Source organism: Streptomyces sp. NPDC030245, from assembly GCF_055572995.1.
Window position 1 is genome coordinate 1,023,915 of the sequence record NZ_JBVICF010000001.1, and the last position, 14,061, is coordinate 1,037,975.

Sequence of the window (14,061 nt, forward strand, 5' to 3'; positions counted from 1 at the left end):
CCATGCCTGATCCCAGAAGAGGAGCCCCGCTCATGGCCGCACGCGCCCGCAAGCCGGCCGCCACGCCCCGGGCGAAGAAGTGCCCGGACTGCAAGGGCAAGGGCGAGATCGCCGAAACCGTCCGTGTCGGCGCGCGCAAGGGCCGCGCCACCACCGACGAACAGGCCGCCCTGTGCCTCACCTGCTGGGGCAGCGGCGAAGCCCCCACCAACTGATCACCGCCGGGGCCGGGCGGCCGGACACGACGCCCCGCCCCGTCCCGGCTCCAACCCCGTAAAGGAGGTGAAGACATGCCCCGCTCGATCCGCCTGGACGCCGTATTGATCCAAGCCGTGATTGCCGGTGCGCTGTCCTTCGCCCACCTGCACGACCTTGCCGCCGCGGCCGGGCAGACCGGCTGGAAGGCATGGGCCTACCCCGTCTCCGTCGACCTGCTCTTGGTGGCTGCCTGGCGCCGGCTGCGCAACGGCGGCTCAACCCGCCTCGCCTGGTGCTGGTTCCTGATCGCCCTGATCGCCTCACTCGGCGCCAACGTCGCCACCGCCGGCTTCCTCGACCTGGCGCACCCGCCGGCCTGGCTGCGCTTCGGCGTCGCCGGCTGGCCCGCGCTCGCCTTCCTCGGCGGCACGCTCCTCGCCCACGCACCCGCACCCGCACCCGCTGAGCCGGTTGCCCCGTCGCCGGTATCCGAGCCGGAAGCAGTCGCGCAGTCCAGTCCGGTCGCTGTCGAAGAGGCGCCCCCGGCCCTGTCCACCCCCGCTACTGCGCCCGATCCGGTGCTTCCTGCCGCTGATCCGGCGCCGGCGCCCGCGGTCCCGGTTGCGCTGGTCGAGCACGCCCGGAAGGTCGCCGACGACCACCAGTCCCGCACCGGCACCCCGATCGACACGGACACCCTGCGCGCCCGCCTCGGCGTCCCGGCTCCCATGGCCGACGCCATCGCCGCCCAACTCGCCTGACGAAAGGAACACCACTCATGGGCATCTACCGGATCTTCCGTGAACTGCGCCGCGTCGGCAACGTCACCGTCGGCACCTCGCACGGCAAGCGCGGCCACATCGCCTACGTCGCCGCCTGCGCCGCTGAGGACTGCGGCTGGTCGGCCGAATACGAAGAGCCGTCCGCGGCCATGGTCGCCGCCCAGGGCCACCGCTGCCGCGTCCGCTGAACCCCGAAGGGAGCACACCTCATGTCTGTTCCGCTGTGGTTCTTCATCGCCTGCCTGGGCCTGGTCGGCATCAAGCTCGTCCGCCCGCCCTGGTGGCTCGTGATCGTCCTGCTGCTGGGCGGCTACCTCCTGGCCGACAGCATCCTTGCCCCCGCCATCGACGCCGCCACCACCCCCAAGTGAAGGGAGATCAGCCCATGTTCGAGCCCCGCATCCCGGTCAACCCCACCCCGACCGGCGAGATCATCCCGGTCATCACCACCGCGGCCCTGCCCGGTCACCCGCACGCCCCCACCGACTGCTTCTGCCACAACCAGCACCCCGCCCCGGCTACGGCGCCTGTCCGCCCGTCCGTGCAGATCACCCCCGGCAGCGTGCTCGCCCTCGTCGGCGCCGGCACGGCCGTCGTCCTGGTCGTCGGCGTGGTGCTGGTCTCCATGCTCCTGGCGGTCGCCATCACCGCCGCCTCGCTCGCCGTGTGCGCGCTGGTGATCCGCTCCCTGCTCGCCTCCGACCGCAAAAGCCGTTGACCGACCCCGGGCGGCCTCGATACCGCCAAGCATCCGCCGCCCGGGAGCCGTTCCCTACCCGATCTCGACAACCGGAAGGACTTCCATCATGACCCAGCGCACCCGCCCCGCGTCGCGGATCTGCCCGGACTGTGACGGCTTCGCCTCTGTCAAGGTCTCCATCGGCGGACGCAACCACCGCGGCCACCTGCACACGGTCACCGCCCACTGCGGGACGTGCAACGGCACCGGCACGCGCCCCGCCCGCACGGCCCGTTCCTTCTGGCAGGTGGCGGCATGAGCGACATCGTCACCTTCGCCGACAGGCCGCCGATCGTCGTGCTGTGTGGCTCAACCGAGTTCATGGATGAGTTCACTGAGACCAACCTTCGGCAGACCGCCATGGGCCGCATCGTCCTGTCAGTTGGATGCAACATGAAACAGCCGCACCCACTGTGGGCCGATCCCACTGACGCCGAACTGTTGAAGGCAAGGCTCGACCGGCTCCATCGGGCGAAGATCCGTCTCGCTGACCGAGTCATCGTGGTCGGCGCTCGTATCGGTACCTCCACCCGGGCTGAGATCGCCTACGCCCGCGCATTGGGCAAGCCCATTGACTACCTCCACCCGGAAGTCATGGGCTTGCGGGAGGTCGTGGCATGAGCACCCCGGAGAACCTGACCGCCGCGCTGGCCGAAGTGAAAGCCGAGATAGCCCGCACCGACAACAAGGCCTCCTTGCTGCTCGCCTTCGTCGGCGCCGTGTTCGCCGGCGGCTGGACGGTTGCCAAAGACGTACCCCTGAGCCCCACGGCTATGCTGGTGGCCGGTCTCGGTACGGGCCTGCTCATCGCGGCGGCCGGACTGCTGCTGGGCTCGGTCCGCCCCAACCTGGGCAGCTCCCACCGCCGCGGCTTCCCGCTGTGGGCCACCCTGACAGCCGAGCAGATCGACGCAGAGCTGTCCACCTACCGCAGCGCGCAGTACATCGCAGAACTGTCCCGTATCGCGGTCGCCAAGTTCACCCGCCTGGAACGAGCCGTCGACCTCACCCGCCTCGGCGGCCTCCTGCTGATCACCGCAGCCCTGATCAGCATCGGGGGCACCGCATGACCGGCCCCACCGCCCCGGCGAGCCTGGACCGGATCACCCTGAGCGACCTGCTGCGGGTGGCCTCGGCCGACGACTTCGACCGCTGGCAGGACCAAATCCGCCGCACCGGCGGCTGCTCCGACCCGATCCATCTCACCGGCTGGTCCCTCACCAAGGACAAGACGACCGGCGAGACCCTGCACCACTACTCCACCGAGAGTGAGCCTGGCGGCCGGCTGCGTCTGGCCTGCGGCAACCGCCGTGCCTCCCGCTGCCCCTCCTGCGCCTTCACCTACGCCGGGGACACCTACCACCTGATCCGTGCCGGATTGGCCGGCGACGACCGCCGCGACATCCCCGCCACCGTCCGCGACCACCCCCGCGTCTTCGCCACCTTCACCGCCCCGTCCTTCGGCCCGGTCCACAACCGTATTGAAAATCGTGGTCAGCTGTCTTTCGCGCAAAAGGGACACCGTTGCCGCTGTGGCCACAGCCACTCAGCCGATGACCATGTGTTGGGTACTGCCCTTGATCCGGCCACGTACGACTACGCGGGCGCGGTCCTCTTCAACAACCACGCCGGCGACCTGTGGCAGCGCTTCACCACCCGCCTACGTCGCGAGATCGCCGCACGCGCCGGCCTCACCCAACGCGAACTCAAAGAAACCGCCCGCCTCTCCTTCGGCAAGGTCGCCGAATTCCAGAAGCGCGGCGCCATCCACTTCCATGCCGTCATCCGCCTCGACGGACCCGACGGACCGGACACGGTGCCCCCGTCCTGGGCCAGCGTCGCCCTGCTCACCGACGCCATCCACGCCGCGGCCAGACACTCATACACCTCGGTCTCGATCCCGGCCGCCGAAGACCAGCCGGCCCGCACCTTTCGCTGGGGACGACAGCTCGACGTACGCCCGGTCAAAGCCTTCGGCGACGGCTCCGACATCACCGAGCAGGCAGTGGCCTCCTACGTCGCCAAATACGCCACCAAGGCAGCCGAGAACACCGGCACCCTGGACCGCCTCATCGGTGAACTCGCCGAACTCGACCGCCACGGCGTCCCCGACCACGCCCGCCGACTGATCGAAGCATGCAAGCTGCTCGACCCGCTCTACCCGGACCGCCGCCTCTGGCCCTGGGCGCACATGCTCGGCTTCCGCGGCCACTTCAGCTCCAAGTCGCGCCGCTACTCCACCACCCTCAGCCAGCTTCGGCAGGCACGCGCCGACTTCCGCGCCGCACAAGAACGCCAAGCCCTCGGCCTCGACAACCGTGAGCCGGACACCGTCCTGGTCCTGGCCGACTGGCAGTACGCCGGCCACGGCCACACCCCCGGGGAATCCGCCCTCGCCGCCACCATCGCCCGTGACCTCCAGCACAACCGTGACACCGCACGCGAAGCACTGCACGACCAACGCGCCTCGGAAGGAGCCACACCATGACTACCGCCTCCACTGAGCTACTGACCGTGCCGCAAGTCATGGCAAGGCTCAAGTACGGTCGCTCCAAGGTCTACGACTTGATCCGTTCGAAGCGTCTTGTCTCCATCACCGAGGGGCGTGCCCGTCGGATTCCTGAGACTGCTCTTCGGGACTACATCCGTGATCGGCTTGAGGCTGCTGCCTGATGGCCGGTCAGCGAAAGCGCAACCCCAACGGGACCGGTACGGTCACCCGACGCTCTGACGGGCGGTACCAAGCAGCGGTGTACGTCCCCCAGCCGGACGGCACGACCAAGCGGAAGTACGCCTACGGGAAGACCTTCGACGAGTGCGACCGCAAGCGGCGTGAACTCCTCGACCGTGCCGGGGGTGGCATCCCGACACCGACTCGGGACATGACCTTGGGACAGTGGTTCGACTACTGGTTGGAGGTCATCGTCAAACCGGAGCTCTCTGCGGGGAGCTACCGGGCCTACGAGCAGACGGTCCGTAACCACCTGCGGCCGCGTCTGGGTTCCAAGGTCATGGTCAAGCTGGGCGTTAAGGAGCTACGCGGGGCCGTGAAGCTCCTGGCGGAGGAGAAGACGGCCAAGACCGCCCGTCATGCGGTCCGGGTCCTCTCTGCGGCTCTCACGGCCGCGATGGTTGAGGACATCGGTTTGACGCGAAACGTGGCCAAGCTCGTGCATGTACGGGCCCCTACCGACAGCGGAAAGAGCTGGGACGCCGTGACGGTGCTCCGCTTCCTGGCTGCTGCTCGGCGTCTGACGGTGTACTACCCCGCGTTCTTGCTGCTCTGCCTGCTGGGCCTGCGGCGAGCGGAGGTGTGCGGCCTGCGGTGGCCGGACATCGACCTGGAGAACCGCATCGTTTGGATCGAGCAACAGCGGCAGCGAACGAGCGCCGGCACGGTTGATGTGGATCTCAAGTCCGCGACGTCGAAGGCTCCGTTGCCGTTGCCCGCTCAGTGCATTGCACCCCTTCGGTGGACCCGGATGCGCACGGCGTGGCTGCGGGAGCGGGCGATCAGTAGGAACCTTGCCTGGTTCGACGACCCGGAGGATCATGTGTTCGTCACACGGACTGGCCGGCCTCTCCTCCCGGAGAATCTCTACCTGACCTTGCAACGGGTCATCGAAGCAGAGGGACTCGGCCGGATGAACCTCAAGGGGCTCCGCAAGTCCTGCGGCACGCTCCTGGTGCACCTCAAGGCGCATCCTCGGGTCATTAAGGCGATTTTGCGGCACAGCCGGATCGCGACCACGCTGGACATCTACGCTGAAGCCCTGGACCCCGACGTGATCGAGGCAGTGGCGCAGCTCGATCGGCTGTTGAGGCAGCCGGCGCGCATCCGGCAGTTGGAGGCTGCCCACGCCGCCCCCGACGTCGACTGATGTACGACTTGGATGTCACGGCCCCTCTCCCTGTGAATCACCGCAGGAAGAGGGGCCGTTTTCGTCGATCAGGCCGACAACATCCCATTAGCTAATCGTTACCTGGCGTGACCTGGCACACAGCTCGGCAAGGCCCTCTGCTGTCACAGGTGACAGAACGCCCTCTTCCGTGACGATCGCCGTCACCAATTCCGGCGGCGTCACGTCGAACGCGGGGTTGTACGCCTGCGTCCCCAGCGGTGCCACCGGAATCCCGCCTCCCGCTTCCATCCCGACCACCGGCACATGCGGCGCGGTGACCTCCGTCACTTCATGCCCCGCCCGCTGCTCCACCTCGATGGTCGCCCCGTCCGGAGTCTCCGGATCCACGGTCGTCACCGGCGCCACCACGATGAACGGCACATGGTGGTATCGAGCCAGCACGGCGAGCGGATAGCTCCCCACCTTGTTCGCCACCGAACCGTCGGCCGCGATCCGATCGGCGCCGATCAGCACGGCATCCACCTCACCCGCCGCGAACAGCGAACCCGCGGCACTGTCCGTGAGCAGCGTGTACGCCATGCCGTTCCGCGCCGCCTCGTACGCGGTGAGCCTGGCCCCCTGCAACAGCGGCCGCGTCTCGTCCACCCACAGCCTGCGCAGCCTCCCCTCCCGGTGCGCCTTGAGCGCCACCGCGAACGCCGTGCCCTCCCCTCCGGAGACCAGCGCCCCCGTGTTGCAGTGCGTCAGGATCCGGTGCCCGCCGCCGGGCAGCAGCTCGTCGAGCAGCGCCAGGCCGTGCGCCGCCATCCTGGAGCTCGCCTCGGCGTCCTCGGCGTGCAACGCCCGCGCCGCGTCGAGCGCGGCCCCCGCGGCCTGCCGGGCATCGGCCCCGCCCGCGACCGCGGAACGGTACGCGGCCTGGGCACGGCGCACTCCGTACGCGAGGTTCACCGCGGTGGGCCGCGCCCCCGCGAGCGACCCCGCCGCCTCGTCCACGTCGAAGCCCCGGGCCGCGGCCAGCGCGACGCCGTACGCCCCCGCGATGCCCAGCAAAGGCGCCCCTCGTACCGCGAGCGTCCTGATCGCCTCCACCAGGGCGGGTGCGTCGGTGCACACCAGCTCGCTCTCCTCGCCCGGCAGCCGGGTCTGGTCGAGGACGACCAGCACGGGGCCTTCGGGTGGCTCGTCCCAGCGGATCGCGGGAACCCTGGAGATCTCGGTCGGCCGTATGTCCTCGCCGGATTGCGCGTACTGATCAGCCATCCGCCCAGTCTGCCCCGTACCCGACGGACAATTGAAGGTGTACAGCCTCTACGGCGCCCGGTCACCTGGCGCCCGCACCGTGGCACGATGGCTGGCAACCTGCCGCCGCACCCGCGGACGGGCACCTTGAAGGAGCGACGATGAACGACACTCCGGGCTGGGCCTCGCCCGGATCTGCCCCCTCCGACGGACAGGACTCCGGCAAGCCGGACGCCGCCGAGCCCGCCGACGACAGCGGCCGGGGCGCCCCGTCCAAGTGGTCCAAGGAGCAGCCGCCGCCCGCCCAGTGGTCCCCGCCCAGCACCCCGGGCGCGGGCCACACGCCGCCTCCACCGCCCCCGCCGCCCGGCCAGGGCGGCGGCTGGGGCTGGGGCGGACCGCCCGGTGGCCCCGGCGCTCCCGGCGGCCCGGGCGGCTACCGCGGCTGGGGCGCCTGGCAGGGCCCCCCGCCCGCCGCCAAGCCCGGCGTCATCCCGCTCCGCCCGCTCGGCGTCGGCGAGATCCTCGACGGCGCGGTGTCGACCATGCGCGCCCACTGGCGCACGGTCCTCGGCATCTCCCTGACCGTGGCCGTGCTCACGGAGATCGTCGTCGTCCTCCTCCAAGGACTCGTCCTGAACGAGTCCGTCGACACCGAAGCCCTCGACGACCCCAGCGCCACCGTCGGCGAACTGACCCGCGCCATGGGCGACACGATGCTGAGCTCCGGCGTGGTCCTCGCGATCACCCTGCTCGGCACGATCGTCGCGACCGCCCTGCTCACCATGGTCACCAGCCGCGCGGTGCTCGGTAAGCCGGTCACCGCCAAGGAGGCCTGGCAGGACTCCCGCCCCCAGCTCCTCAAGCTGTTCGGCCTGACCCTGCTCATCCCGCTCATCGGTGTCGCCATCGTCGCCGTCGGCATCCTGCCGGGGCTGCTGATCGCACTGGCCGGCCCGGCCGACGCCGGCGCGGCCCTCGCCGTGCTCGGTGGCCTCGGCGCGGGCGTCGTCGCCATCTGGATCGTCGTCCGCCTCTCCCTCGCCTCCCCCGCGCTCATGCTGGAGAAGCAGGGCATCAAGAAGTCCCTGATCCGCTCCACCAAACTGGTCCGCGGCTCCTGGTGGCGCGTCTTCGGCATCCAACTGCTCGCCGCCCTCATCGCGAACGTCGTGGCGTCGATCATCGTCATCCCGTTCACGTTCATCGCCGGGGCGGTCAGTGGCGAAGGCGTCACCGGCTTCCTCGACAGCACCGGCGAGCTGGGCTGGACGTTCCTGATCGTCAGCGGCGTCGGCTCGGTCATCGGCTCCATGCTGACGTTCCCCATCACGGCCGGGGTCACCGTCCTCCTCTACATCGACCAGCGGATCCGCCGCGAGGCCCTCGACCTGGAACTCGCCCGCGCGGCCGGCCTCCCCGGCCACGGCCCAGCCCCGTCCGGCACAGCGGGGAGCTGATGCGGTGACCGCGGCGGGGGCAACACTCGGGAAGACCGTGCTCAAAGAGCTCACGCTCGCAGAGCCCGTACTCGACGACCCACCGGTGACGGTCCCCCGCGGCCCAGCCCGGGAGGCAGCCGAACGCGAGCTGTCCAAGCCGATGTACCACGAGAACGACCCGAGCCTCTTCCAGCGCGCCCTGAACCGCTTCTGGGGCTGGGTCGAGGACCTGTTCTCCGCCGCCTCGGGGGCCACCCCGGGCGGCGGGCTCGGGCTCCTGGTCATCGTGCTGGCAGTCATCCTCCTGGCCGCCGCCCTGTGGTGGCGCCTCGGCACCCCGCACCGCGCCGCGACCTCCGCTCCGGCCCTCTTCGACGACCGCCCCCGCAGCGCCGCCGAACACCGCGCGGCCTCCGAGGCACACGCCGCCCGGGCCGCCTGGAACCAGGCCGTCCAGGAACGCATGCGCGCCGTCGTCCGCTCCCTGGAGGAACGCGCCCTCCTCGACCCGCGCCCCGGCCGCACCGCCGACGAAGCCGCGGCGGAAGCGGGCCGCACCCTCCCTGCCCACTCCGGCCGGCTCCGCTCCGCCGCCCACGAGTTCGACGACGTGACATACGGCGGCCGTACCGCCGACGAAGCCGCGTACCTCCGCCTGGCCGAGCTCGACCGCGACCTGGGAGCCACCAAACCGGTCCTGACCAGCACCGCCCACACCACACCGAGCAACAGCCGCCAGGGGGCCGCCGAATGACCGGCCCCGCCCACTCCACCGAACCGGCCGCCCAGCCCGCGCCCACCAGCGCCCCGGAACAGCGGCCACCCGCCACACCGCCCTCCGCGGCCCCCACCTCGATCTCCCCCACACCCCGCCGACTCTGGACCCGCTCCCGAGGCATCGTCCTCGCCCTGGTCGTCCTCCTCGCGGCGGCCGTCGTCATCGCCGTGGTCCGCTCCGGCGCCCAGCACGGCCGCCTCGACCCGCGCTCCGCCGACCCCCACGGAAGTCGGGCCGTCGCCGAACTCCTCGCCGACCGAGGCGTCTCCACCCGCGTGGTCACCAGCACCGAAGAGGCCCGGTCCGCGGCCGGCCCCGACACGACCCTCCTCGTCGCCAACCCCGACGTACTCACCGACAGCCAGCGATTCCGCCTGCACGCGGCCACCGAGGACTCCGGCGGCCGCACCGTCCTCGTCACCCCGGGCACCCCGTCGATCGACACCCTCGCCCCCGGGGTCACCGCGGACGCCACGACCAGCACCGACTCGACGCTCTCCCCCGGCTGCTCCCTCCCGGAGGCCCGCCGCGCCGGCACCGCCGACATGGGCGGCATCCGCTACGACACTCTCGCTCCTGACGCCGAGGCCTGCTACCTCAGCGACGGCCTGCCCAGCCTTCTCCATCTCCCCGCCCCCCGCGGAAAGGGCGACACCGTCGTCCTCGGCGCCCCCGACATCCTCTACAACGACCGTCTCGACGAGCAGGGCAACGCCTCACTCGCCCTCCAACTCCTCGGCTCCCGCCCCCACTTGGTCTGGTACCTCCCCTCCCTCTCCGACGACCGGGCGGCCACCGACTCCGAGCGCCGCGGCTTCCTCGATCTGATCCCCTCCGGCTGGCTCTGGGGCACCCTTCAGCTCACCATCGCCGCCGCGCTCGCCGCCCTGTGGCGGGCCCGCCGCCTCGGCCCCCTCGTCGCCGAACGCCTCCCCGTCGCCATCCGTGCCTCCGAAGCCGTCGAAGGCCGCGCACGCCTCTACCGCAAGGCGAACGCCCGCGACCGCGCGGCCGCAGCCCTACGCGCGGCCGCCCGTACCCGCCTCGCCCCTCTCGTCGGCGTATCCCCCGCCCAGGCCCACGCGCCCGAGACCCTGATCCCCGCGCTGACCGCCCGAATTCACACCCCCGGCCACGACCCGCACCCCCTTCTCTTCGGACCACCCCCCGGCGACGACGCAGCACTCATCGCCCTCGCCGACCAACTCGACGCCCTCGAAAGTGAGGTACGCCACTCATGATGGACCCGACCACTGACAACGGGCCCTCGGCGGACACCCGGCCCGCCGGAGACCCCGGCGACGCCCGCGCTTCCCTCGAAGCCCTGCGCGCCGAGATCTCCAAGGCCGTGGTCGGCCAGGACTCCGCCGTCACCGGCCTCGTCGTCGCCCTGCTCTGCCGGGGCCACGTCCTGCTGGAAGGAGTCCCCGGAGTGGCCAAGACACTGCTCGTCCGCGCCCTCGCATCGAGCCTCGAACTCGACACGAAGCGGGTGCAGTTCACCCCCGACCTGATGCCGAGCGACATCACGGGCTCTCTCGTCTACGACGCCCGCACCACCGAGTTCTCCTTCCAGCCCGGCCCGGTCTTCACCAACCTCCTGCTGGCCGACGAGATCAACCGGACCCCGCCCAAGACCCAGTCCTCGCTCCTCGAAGCGATGGAGGAACGCCAGGTCACGGTCGACGGCACCCCGCGCCCGCTCCCCGAGCCCTTCCTCGTCGCGGCCACCCAGAACCCTGTCGAGTACGAAGGCACGTACCCGCTCCCCGAGGCCCAACTGGACCGCTTCCTCCTCAAACTGACGGTCCCTCTCCCCTCCCGCCAAGACGAGATCGACGTCCTCACCCGGCACGCGGACGGCTTCAACCCCCGCGACCTGCGCGCCGCCGGCGTACGTCCCGTGGCGGGCGCCGCCGACCTGGAAGCCGCCCGGGCCGCCGTCGCCAAGACCACCGTCTCCCCCGAGATCACCGCGTACGTCGTGGACGTCTGCCGCGCCACCCGCGAATCGCCGTCCCTCACCCTCGGCGTCTCTCCGCGAGGCGCCACGGCGCTGCTCTCCACCGCCCGCGCCTGGGCCTGGCTCACCGGCCGCGACTACGTCATCCCCGACGACGTGAAGGCCCTGGCACTCCCCACCCTCCGCCACCGGATCCAGCTCCGCCCGGAAGCCGAGATGGAGGGCGTCACCGCCGACTCCGTCATCAACGCGATCCTCGCCCACGTCCCGGTTCCCCGCTGATGGCCCTCACCGGACGCACCGCCCTCCTGGCGGCCCTCGGCACGCTCCCCGTGGGCCTGTGGGACCCCAGCTGGACGGGCATCCTCGCCGTCAACACCCCGCTGGCACTGGCCTGCGCCTGCGACTTCGCCCTGGCCGCGCCCGTACGCCGACTCGGCCTGACCCGCTCCGGCGCCACCTCCGTACGTCTCGGCGAATCCGCCGACGTCGAGCTCACCGTCACGAACCCCTCCGGCCGCCCCCTGCGCGCCGAGCTCCGCGACGCCTGGCCCCCGAGCAGCCACCAGCCCGGCACGGAAGCCACCGCGTCCCGTCACCGGCTCTCCGTCCCGGCCGGCGAACGCCGTCGCCTCACGACCCGCCTGAGCCCCATGCGCCGCGGCGACCACCGAGCCGACCGCGTGACGATCCGCTCGTACGGACCCCTCGGCCTCTTCACCCGCCAGGGCAGCCACAAGGTCCCCTGGACCTTGCGCGTCCTGCCCCCTTTCACCAGCCGCAAGCACCTCCCCGCCAAGCAGGCCCGACTGCGGGAGCTCGACGGCCGCACCAGCGTGCTCACGCGCGGCCAGGGCACAGAGTTCGACAGCCTCCGCGATTACGTTCCCGGGGACGACACCCGCTCCATCGACTGGCGCGCCACCGCCCGCCAGTCCGCCGTCGCGGTCCGCACCTGGCGCCCCGAACGCGACCGCCACATCCTTCTGGTCCTCGACACCGGCCGCACCTCGGCCGGCCGAGTGGGCGACGCCCCCCGCCTCGACGCCGCCATGGACGCGGCGCTGCTCCTCGCCGCCCTCGCCTCCCGCGCCGGCGACCGCGTGGACCTTCTCGCCTACGACCGTCGCGTACGTGCCCTGGTCCAAGGACGCTCAGCAGGAGACGTCCTCCCGTCCCTCGTCAACGCCCTGGCCACACTGGAGCCCGAGCTCGTCGAAACCGACGCCCGAACCCTCACCTCGACAGCTCTCCGTACGGCCCCTCGCAGTGCCCTGATCGTGCTCCTCACCAGCCTCGACACCGCCCCCATCGAAGAAGGCCTGCTCCCCGTACTCCCCCGCCTCACCCAGCGCCACAAGGTCCTGGTGGCGGCGGTGGCCGACCCGCACATCCAAAAGATGGCCACTTCCCGCGGAACAACAGAGGCGGTTTACGACGCCGCAGCAGCAGCCCAAGCCCAGTCGGAACGCCACCGGACAGCGGAACAACTCAGACGCCGCGGCGTCACGGTCGTGGACGCCACCCCTCATGCCCTGGCACCGGCCCTGGCAGACGCATACCTCTCCCTCAAGGCAGCCGGCCGCCTGTAAACAATTCGAGAACGGCTGAGGAAAAGGGCCATAAACGCAGAAAACCCCCGCACCAAAAGGTGCGGGGGTTTCCCATCAAAAGGAGTTCGGCGGCGTCCTACTCTCCCACAGGGTCCCCCCTGCAGTACCATCGGCGCTATGAGGCTTAGCTTCCGGGTTCGGAATGTAACCGGGCGTTTCCCTCACGCTATGACCACCGAAACACTATGAAACTGACAACCGCACCGCTGTGTGGCACAACGGGGTTGTTCGTGGTTTCAGAACCAACACAGTGGACGCGAGCAACTGAGGACAAGCCCTCGGCCTATTAGTACCAGTCACCTCCACCCGTTACCGGGCTTCCAGATCTGGCCTATCAACCCAGTCGTCTACTGGGAGCCTTAACCCCTCAAAGGGGGTGGGAATACTCATCTCGAAGCAGGCTTCCCGCTTAGATGCTTTCAGCGGTTATCCTTTCCGAACGTAGCCAACCAGCCATGCCCTTGGCAGGACAACTGGCACACCAGAGGTTCGTCCGTCCCGGTCCTCTCGTACTAGGGACAGCCCTTCTCAATATTCCTACGCGCACAGAGGATAGGGACCGAACTGTCTCACGACGTTCTAAACCCAGCTCGCGTACCGCTTTAATGGGCGAACAGCCCAACCCTTGGGACCGACTCCAGCCCCAGGATGCGACGAGCCGACATCGAGGTGCCAAACCATCCCGTCGATATGGACTCTTGGGGAAGATCAGCCTGTTATCCCCGGGGTACCTTTTATCCGTTGAGCGACGGCGCTTCCACAAGCCACCGCCGGATCACTAGTCCCGACTTTCGTCCCTGCTCGACCCGTCGGTCTCACAGTCAAGCTCCCTTGTGCACTTACACTCAACACCTGATTACCAACCAGGCTGAGGGAACCTTTGGGCGCCTCCGTTACCCTTTGGGAGGCAACCGCCCCAGTTAAACTACCCATCAGACACTGTCCCTGATCCGGATCACGGACCGAGGTTAGACATCCAGCACGACCAGAGTGGTATTTCAACGGCGACTCCACGAACACTGGCGTGCCCGCTTCAAAGTCTCCCACCTATCCTACACAAGCCGAACCGAACACCAATATCAAACTGTAGTAAAGGTCCCGGGGTCTTTCCGTCCTTCTGCGCGAAACGAGCATCTTTACTCGTAGTGCAATTTCACCGGGCCTATGGTTGAGACAGTCGAGAAGTCGTTACGCCATTCGTGCAGGTCGGAACTTACCCGACAAGGAATTTCGCTACCTTAGGATGGTTATAGTTACCACCGCCGTTTACTGGCGCTTAAGTTCTCAGCTTCGCACACCCGAAAGTGCACTAACCGGTCCCCTTAACGTTCCAGCACCGGGCAGGCGTCAGTCCGTATACATCGCCTTACGGCTTCGCACGGACCTGTGTTTTTAGTAAACAGTCGCTTCTCGCTGGTCTCTGCGGCCACCCCCAGCTCAG

At 69.6% G+C, this 14,061-nt stretch carries 17 protein-coding genes and 2 rRNA genes (1 of these 19 cut by a window edge); 16 read left to right on the forward strand and 3 right to left on the reverse strand.

Features of this window, described 5'->3' with window-relative positions; genetic code table 11:
* Positions 1-32: 32 nt before the first annotated feature.
* The 11 genes from ACZ4Z4_RS04500 to ACZ4Z4_RS04550 all read left to right on the forward strand — a co-directional run bounded on the left by ACZ4Z4_RS04500 (position 33) and on the right by ACZ4Z4_RS04550 (position 5,600).
* Complete coding sequence (locus tag ACZ4Z4_RS04500) at positions 33-215, forward strand: hypothetical protein (protein WP_468321961.1); 183 nt, start codon at positions 33-35, stop codon at positions 213-215.
* 75 nt (positions 216-290) lie between these two features.
* Positions 291-959 carry a DUF2637 domain-containing protein gene (locus tag ACZ4Z4_RS04505; RefSeq protein WP_468321964.1) on the forward strand — a complete coding sequence of 223 codons (669 nt, stop codon included), beginning with the start codon at positions 291-293 and terminating at the stop codon, positions 957-959.
* A 17-nt stretch (positions 960-976) separates the two neighbouring features.
* Positions 977-1,168, forward strand: a complete 192-nt coding sequence (locus ACZ4Z4_RS04510; protein ID WP_468321967.1) for a mobile element transfer protein — start codon at positions 977-979, stop codon at positions 1,166-1,168.
* A gap of 21 nt (positions 1,169-1,189) precedes the next feature.
* The gene (locus ACZ4Z4_RS04515; protein WP_468321970.1) at positions 1,190-1,351 is read left to right on the forward strand and encodes a hypothetical protein; all 162 of its coding nucleotides are present in this window, start codon (positions 1,190-1,192) and stop codon (positions 1,349-1,351) included.
* Between the two features lie 14 nt (positions 1,352-1,365).
* A complete protein-coding gene (locus ACZ4Z4_RS04520; RefSeq protein WP_468321973.1) occupies positions 1,366-1,698 on the forward strand; it encodes a SpdD-like protein in 333 nt (110 codons plus the stop codon).
* Between the two features lie 88 nt (positions 1,699-1,786).
* On the forward strand, positions 1,787-1,978 hold the full coding sequence (locus ACZ4Z4_RS04525) for a hypothetical protein (RefSeq protein WP_468321976.1): 192 nt from the start codon (positions 1,787-1,789) through the stop codon (positions 1,976-1,978).
* Positions 1,975-2,340 (forward strand): hypothetical protein, encoded by a 366-nt coding sequence (locus ACZ4Z4_RS04530; RefSeq protein ID WP_468321979.1) that lies wholly within the window; start codon positions 1,975-1,977, stop codon positions 2,338-2,340. The genes ACZ4Z4_RS04525 and ACZ4Z4_RS04530 overlap by 4 nt, the downstream gene beginning before the upstream one ends.
* Positions 2,337-2,789, forward strand: a complete 453-nt coding sequence (locus ACZ4Z4_RS04535; RefSeq protein WP_468321982.1) for a Pycsar system effector family protein — start codon at positions 2,337-2,339, stop codon at positions 2,787-2,789. Before ACZ4Z4_RS04530 ends, ACZ4Z4_RS04535 begins: the two co-directional genes overlap by 4 nt.
* The gene (gene repSA, locus ACZ4Z4_RS04540) at positions 2,786-4,207 is read left to right on the forward strand and encodes a replication initiator protein RepSA (RefSeq protein ID WP_468321984.1); all 1,422 of its coding nucleotides are present in this window, start codon (positions 2,786-2,788) and stop codon (positions 4,205-4,207) included. Before ACZ4Z4_RS04535 ends, repSA begins: the two co-directional genes overlap by 4 nt.
* A complete protein-coding gene (locus ACZ4Z4_RS04545; RefSeq protein ID WP_468321987.1) occupies positions 4,204-4,392 on the forward strand; it encodes a helix-turn-helix domain-containing protein in 189 nt (62 codons plus the stop codon). Before repSA ends, ACZ4Z4_RS04545 begins: the two co-directional genes overlap by 4 nt.
* A complete protein-coding gene (locus ACZ4Z4_RS04550) occupies positions 4,392-5,600 on the forward strand; it encodes a tyrosine-type recombinase/integrase (RefSeq protein ID WP_468321990.1) in 1,209 nt (402 codons plus the stop codon). The genes ACZ4Z4_RS04545 and ACZ4Z4_RS04550 overlap by 1 nt, the downstream gene beginning before the upstream one ends.
* Positions 5,601-5,687: 87 nt before the next feature.
* Here ACZ4Z4_RS04550 and mtnA read toward each other — a convergent pair whose 3' ends face one another.
* Positions 5,688-6,845, reverse strand: a complete 1,158-nt coding sequence (gene mtnA, locus ACZ4Z4_RS04555; RefSeq protein WP_468321992.1) for an S-methyl-5-thioribose-1-phosphate isomerase — start codon at positions 6,843-6,845, stop codon at positions 5,688-5,690.
* 140 nt (positions 6,846-6,985) lie between these two features.
* On the opposite strand from mtnA, the gene ACZ4Z4_RS04560 reads away from it, so the two are divergent.
* The 5 genes from ACZ4Z4_RS04560 to ACZ4Z4_RS04580 are packed head-to-tail and all read left to right on the forward strand — an operon-like array spanning position 6,986 to position 12,599.
* Positions 6,986-8,284, forward strand: coding sequence for a DUF7847 domain-containing protein (locus tag ACZ4Z4_RS04560; protein WP_468321995.1), 1,299 nt, complete (start codon positions 6,986-6,988; stop codon positions 8,282-8,284).
* A 37-nt stretch (positions 8,285-8,321) separates the two neighbouring features.
* A complete protein-coding gene (locus tag ACZ4Z4_RS04565) occupies positions 8,322-9,020 on the forward strand; it encodes a DUF4129 domain-containing protein (protein WP_468322147.1) in 699 nt (232 codons plus the stop codon).
* Positions 9,017-10,285, forward strand: a complete 1,269-nt coding sequence (locus tag ACZ4Z4_RS04570; RefSeq protein WP_468321998.1) for a DUF4350 domain-containing protein — start codon at positions 9,017-9,019, stop codon at positions 10,283-10,285. Before ACZ4Z4_RS04565 ends, ACZ4Z4_RS04570 begins: the two co-directional genes overlap by 4 nt.
* Complete coding sequence (locus ACZ4Z4_RS04575) at positions 10,282-11,289, forward strand: AAA family ATPase (protein ID WP_468322000.1); 1,008 nt, start codon at positions 10,282-10,284, stop codon at positions 11,287-11,289. Before ACZ4Z4_RS04570 ends, ACZ4Z4_RS04575 begins: the two co-directional genes overlap by 4 nt.
* A complete protein-coding gene (locus ACZ4Z4_RS04580; RefSeq protein ID WP_468322003.1) occupies positions 11,289-12,599 on the forward strand; it encodes a DUF58 domain-containing protein in 1,311 nt (436 codons plus the stop codon). Before ACZ4Z4_RS04575 ends, ACZ4Z4_RS04580 begins: the two co-directional genes overlap by 1 nt.
* A gap of 84 nt (positions 12,600-12,683) precedes the next feature.
* Here the strand turns inward: ACZ4Z4_RS04580 and rrf are convergent.
* Together rrf and ACZ4Z4_RS04590 are read right to left on the reverse strand one after the other, a co-directional pair.
* Positions 12,684-12,800: ribosomal RNA gene (rrf, locus tag ACZ4Z4_RS04585) — 5S ribosomal RNA — on the reverse strand.
* An 86-nt stretch (positions 12,801-12,886) separates the two neighbouring features.
* Positions 12,887-14,061: ribosomal RNA gene (locus tag ACZ4Z4_RS04590) — 23S ribosomal RNA — on the reverse strand (it continues 1,644 nt past the right edge of the window).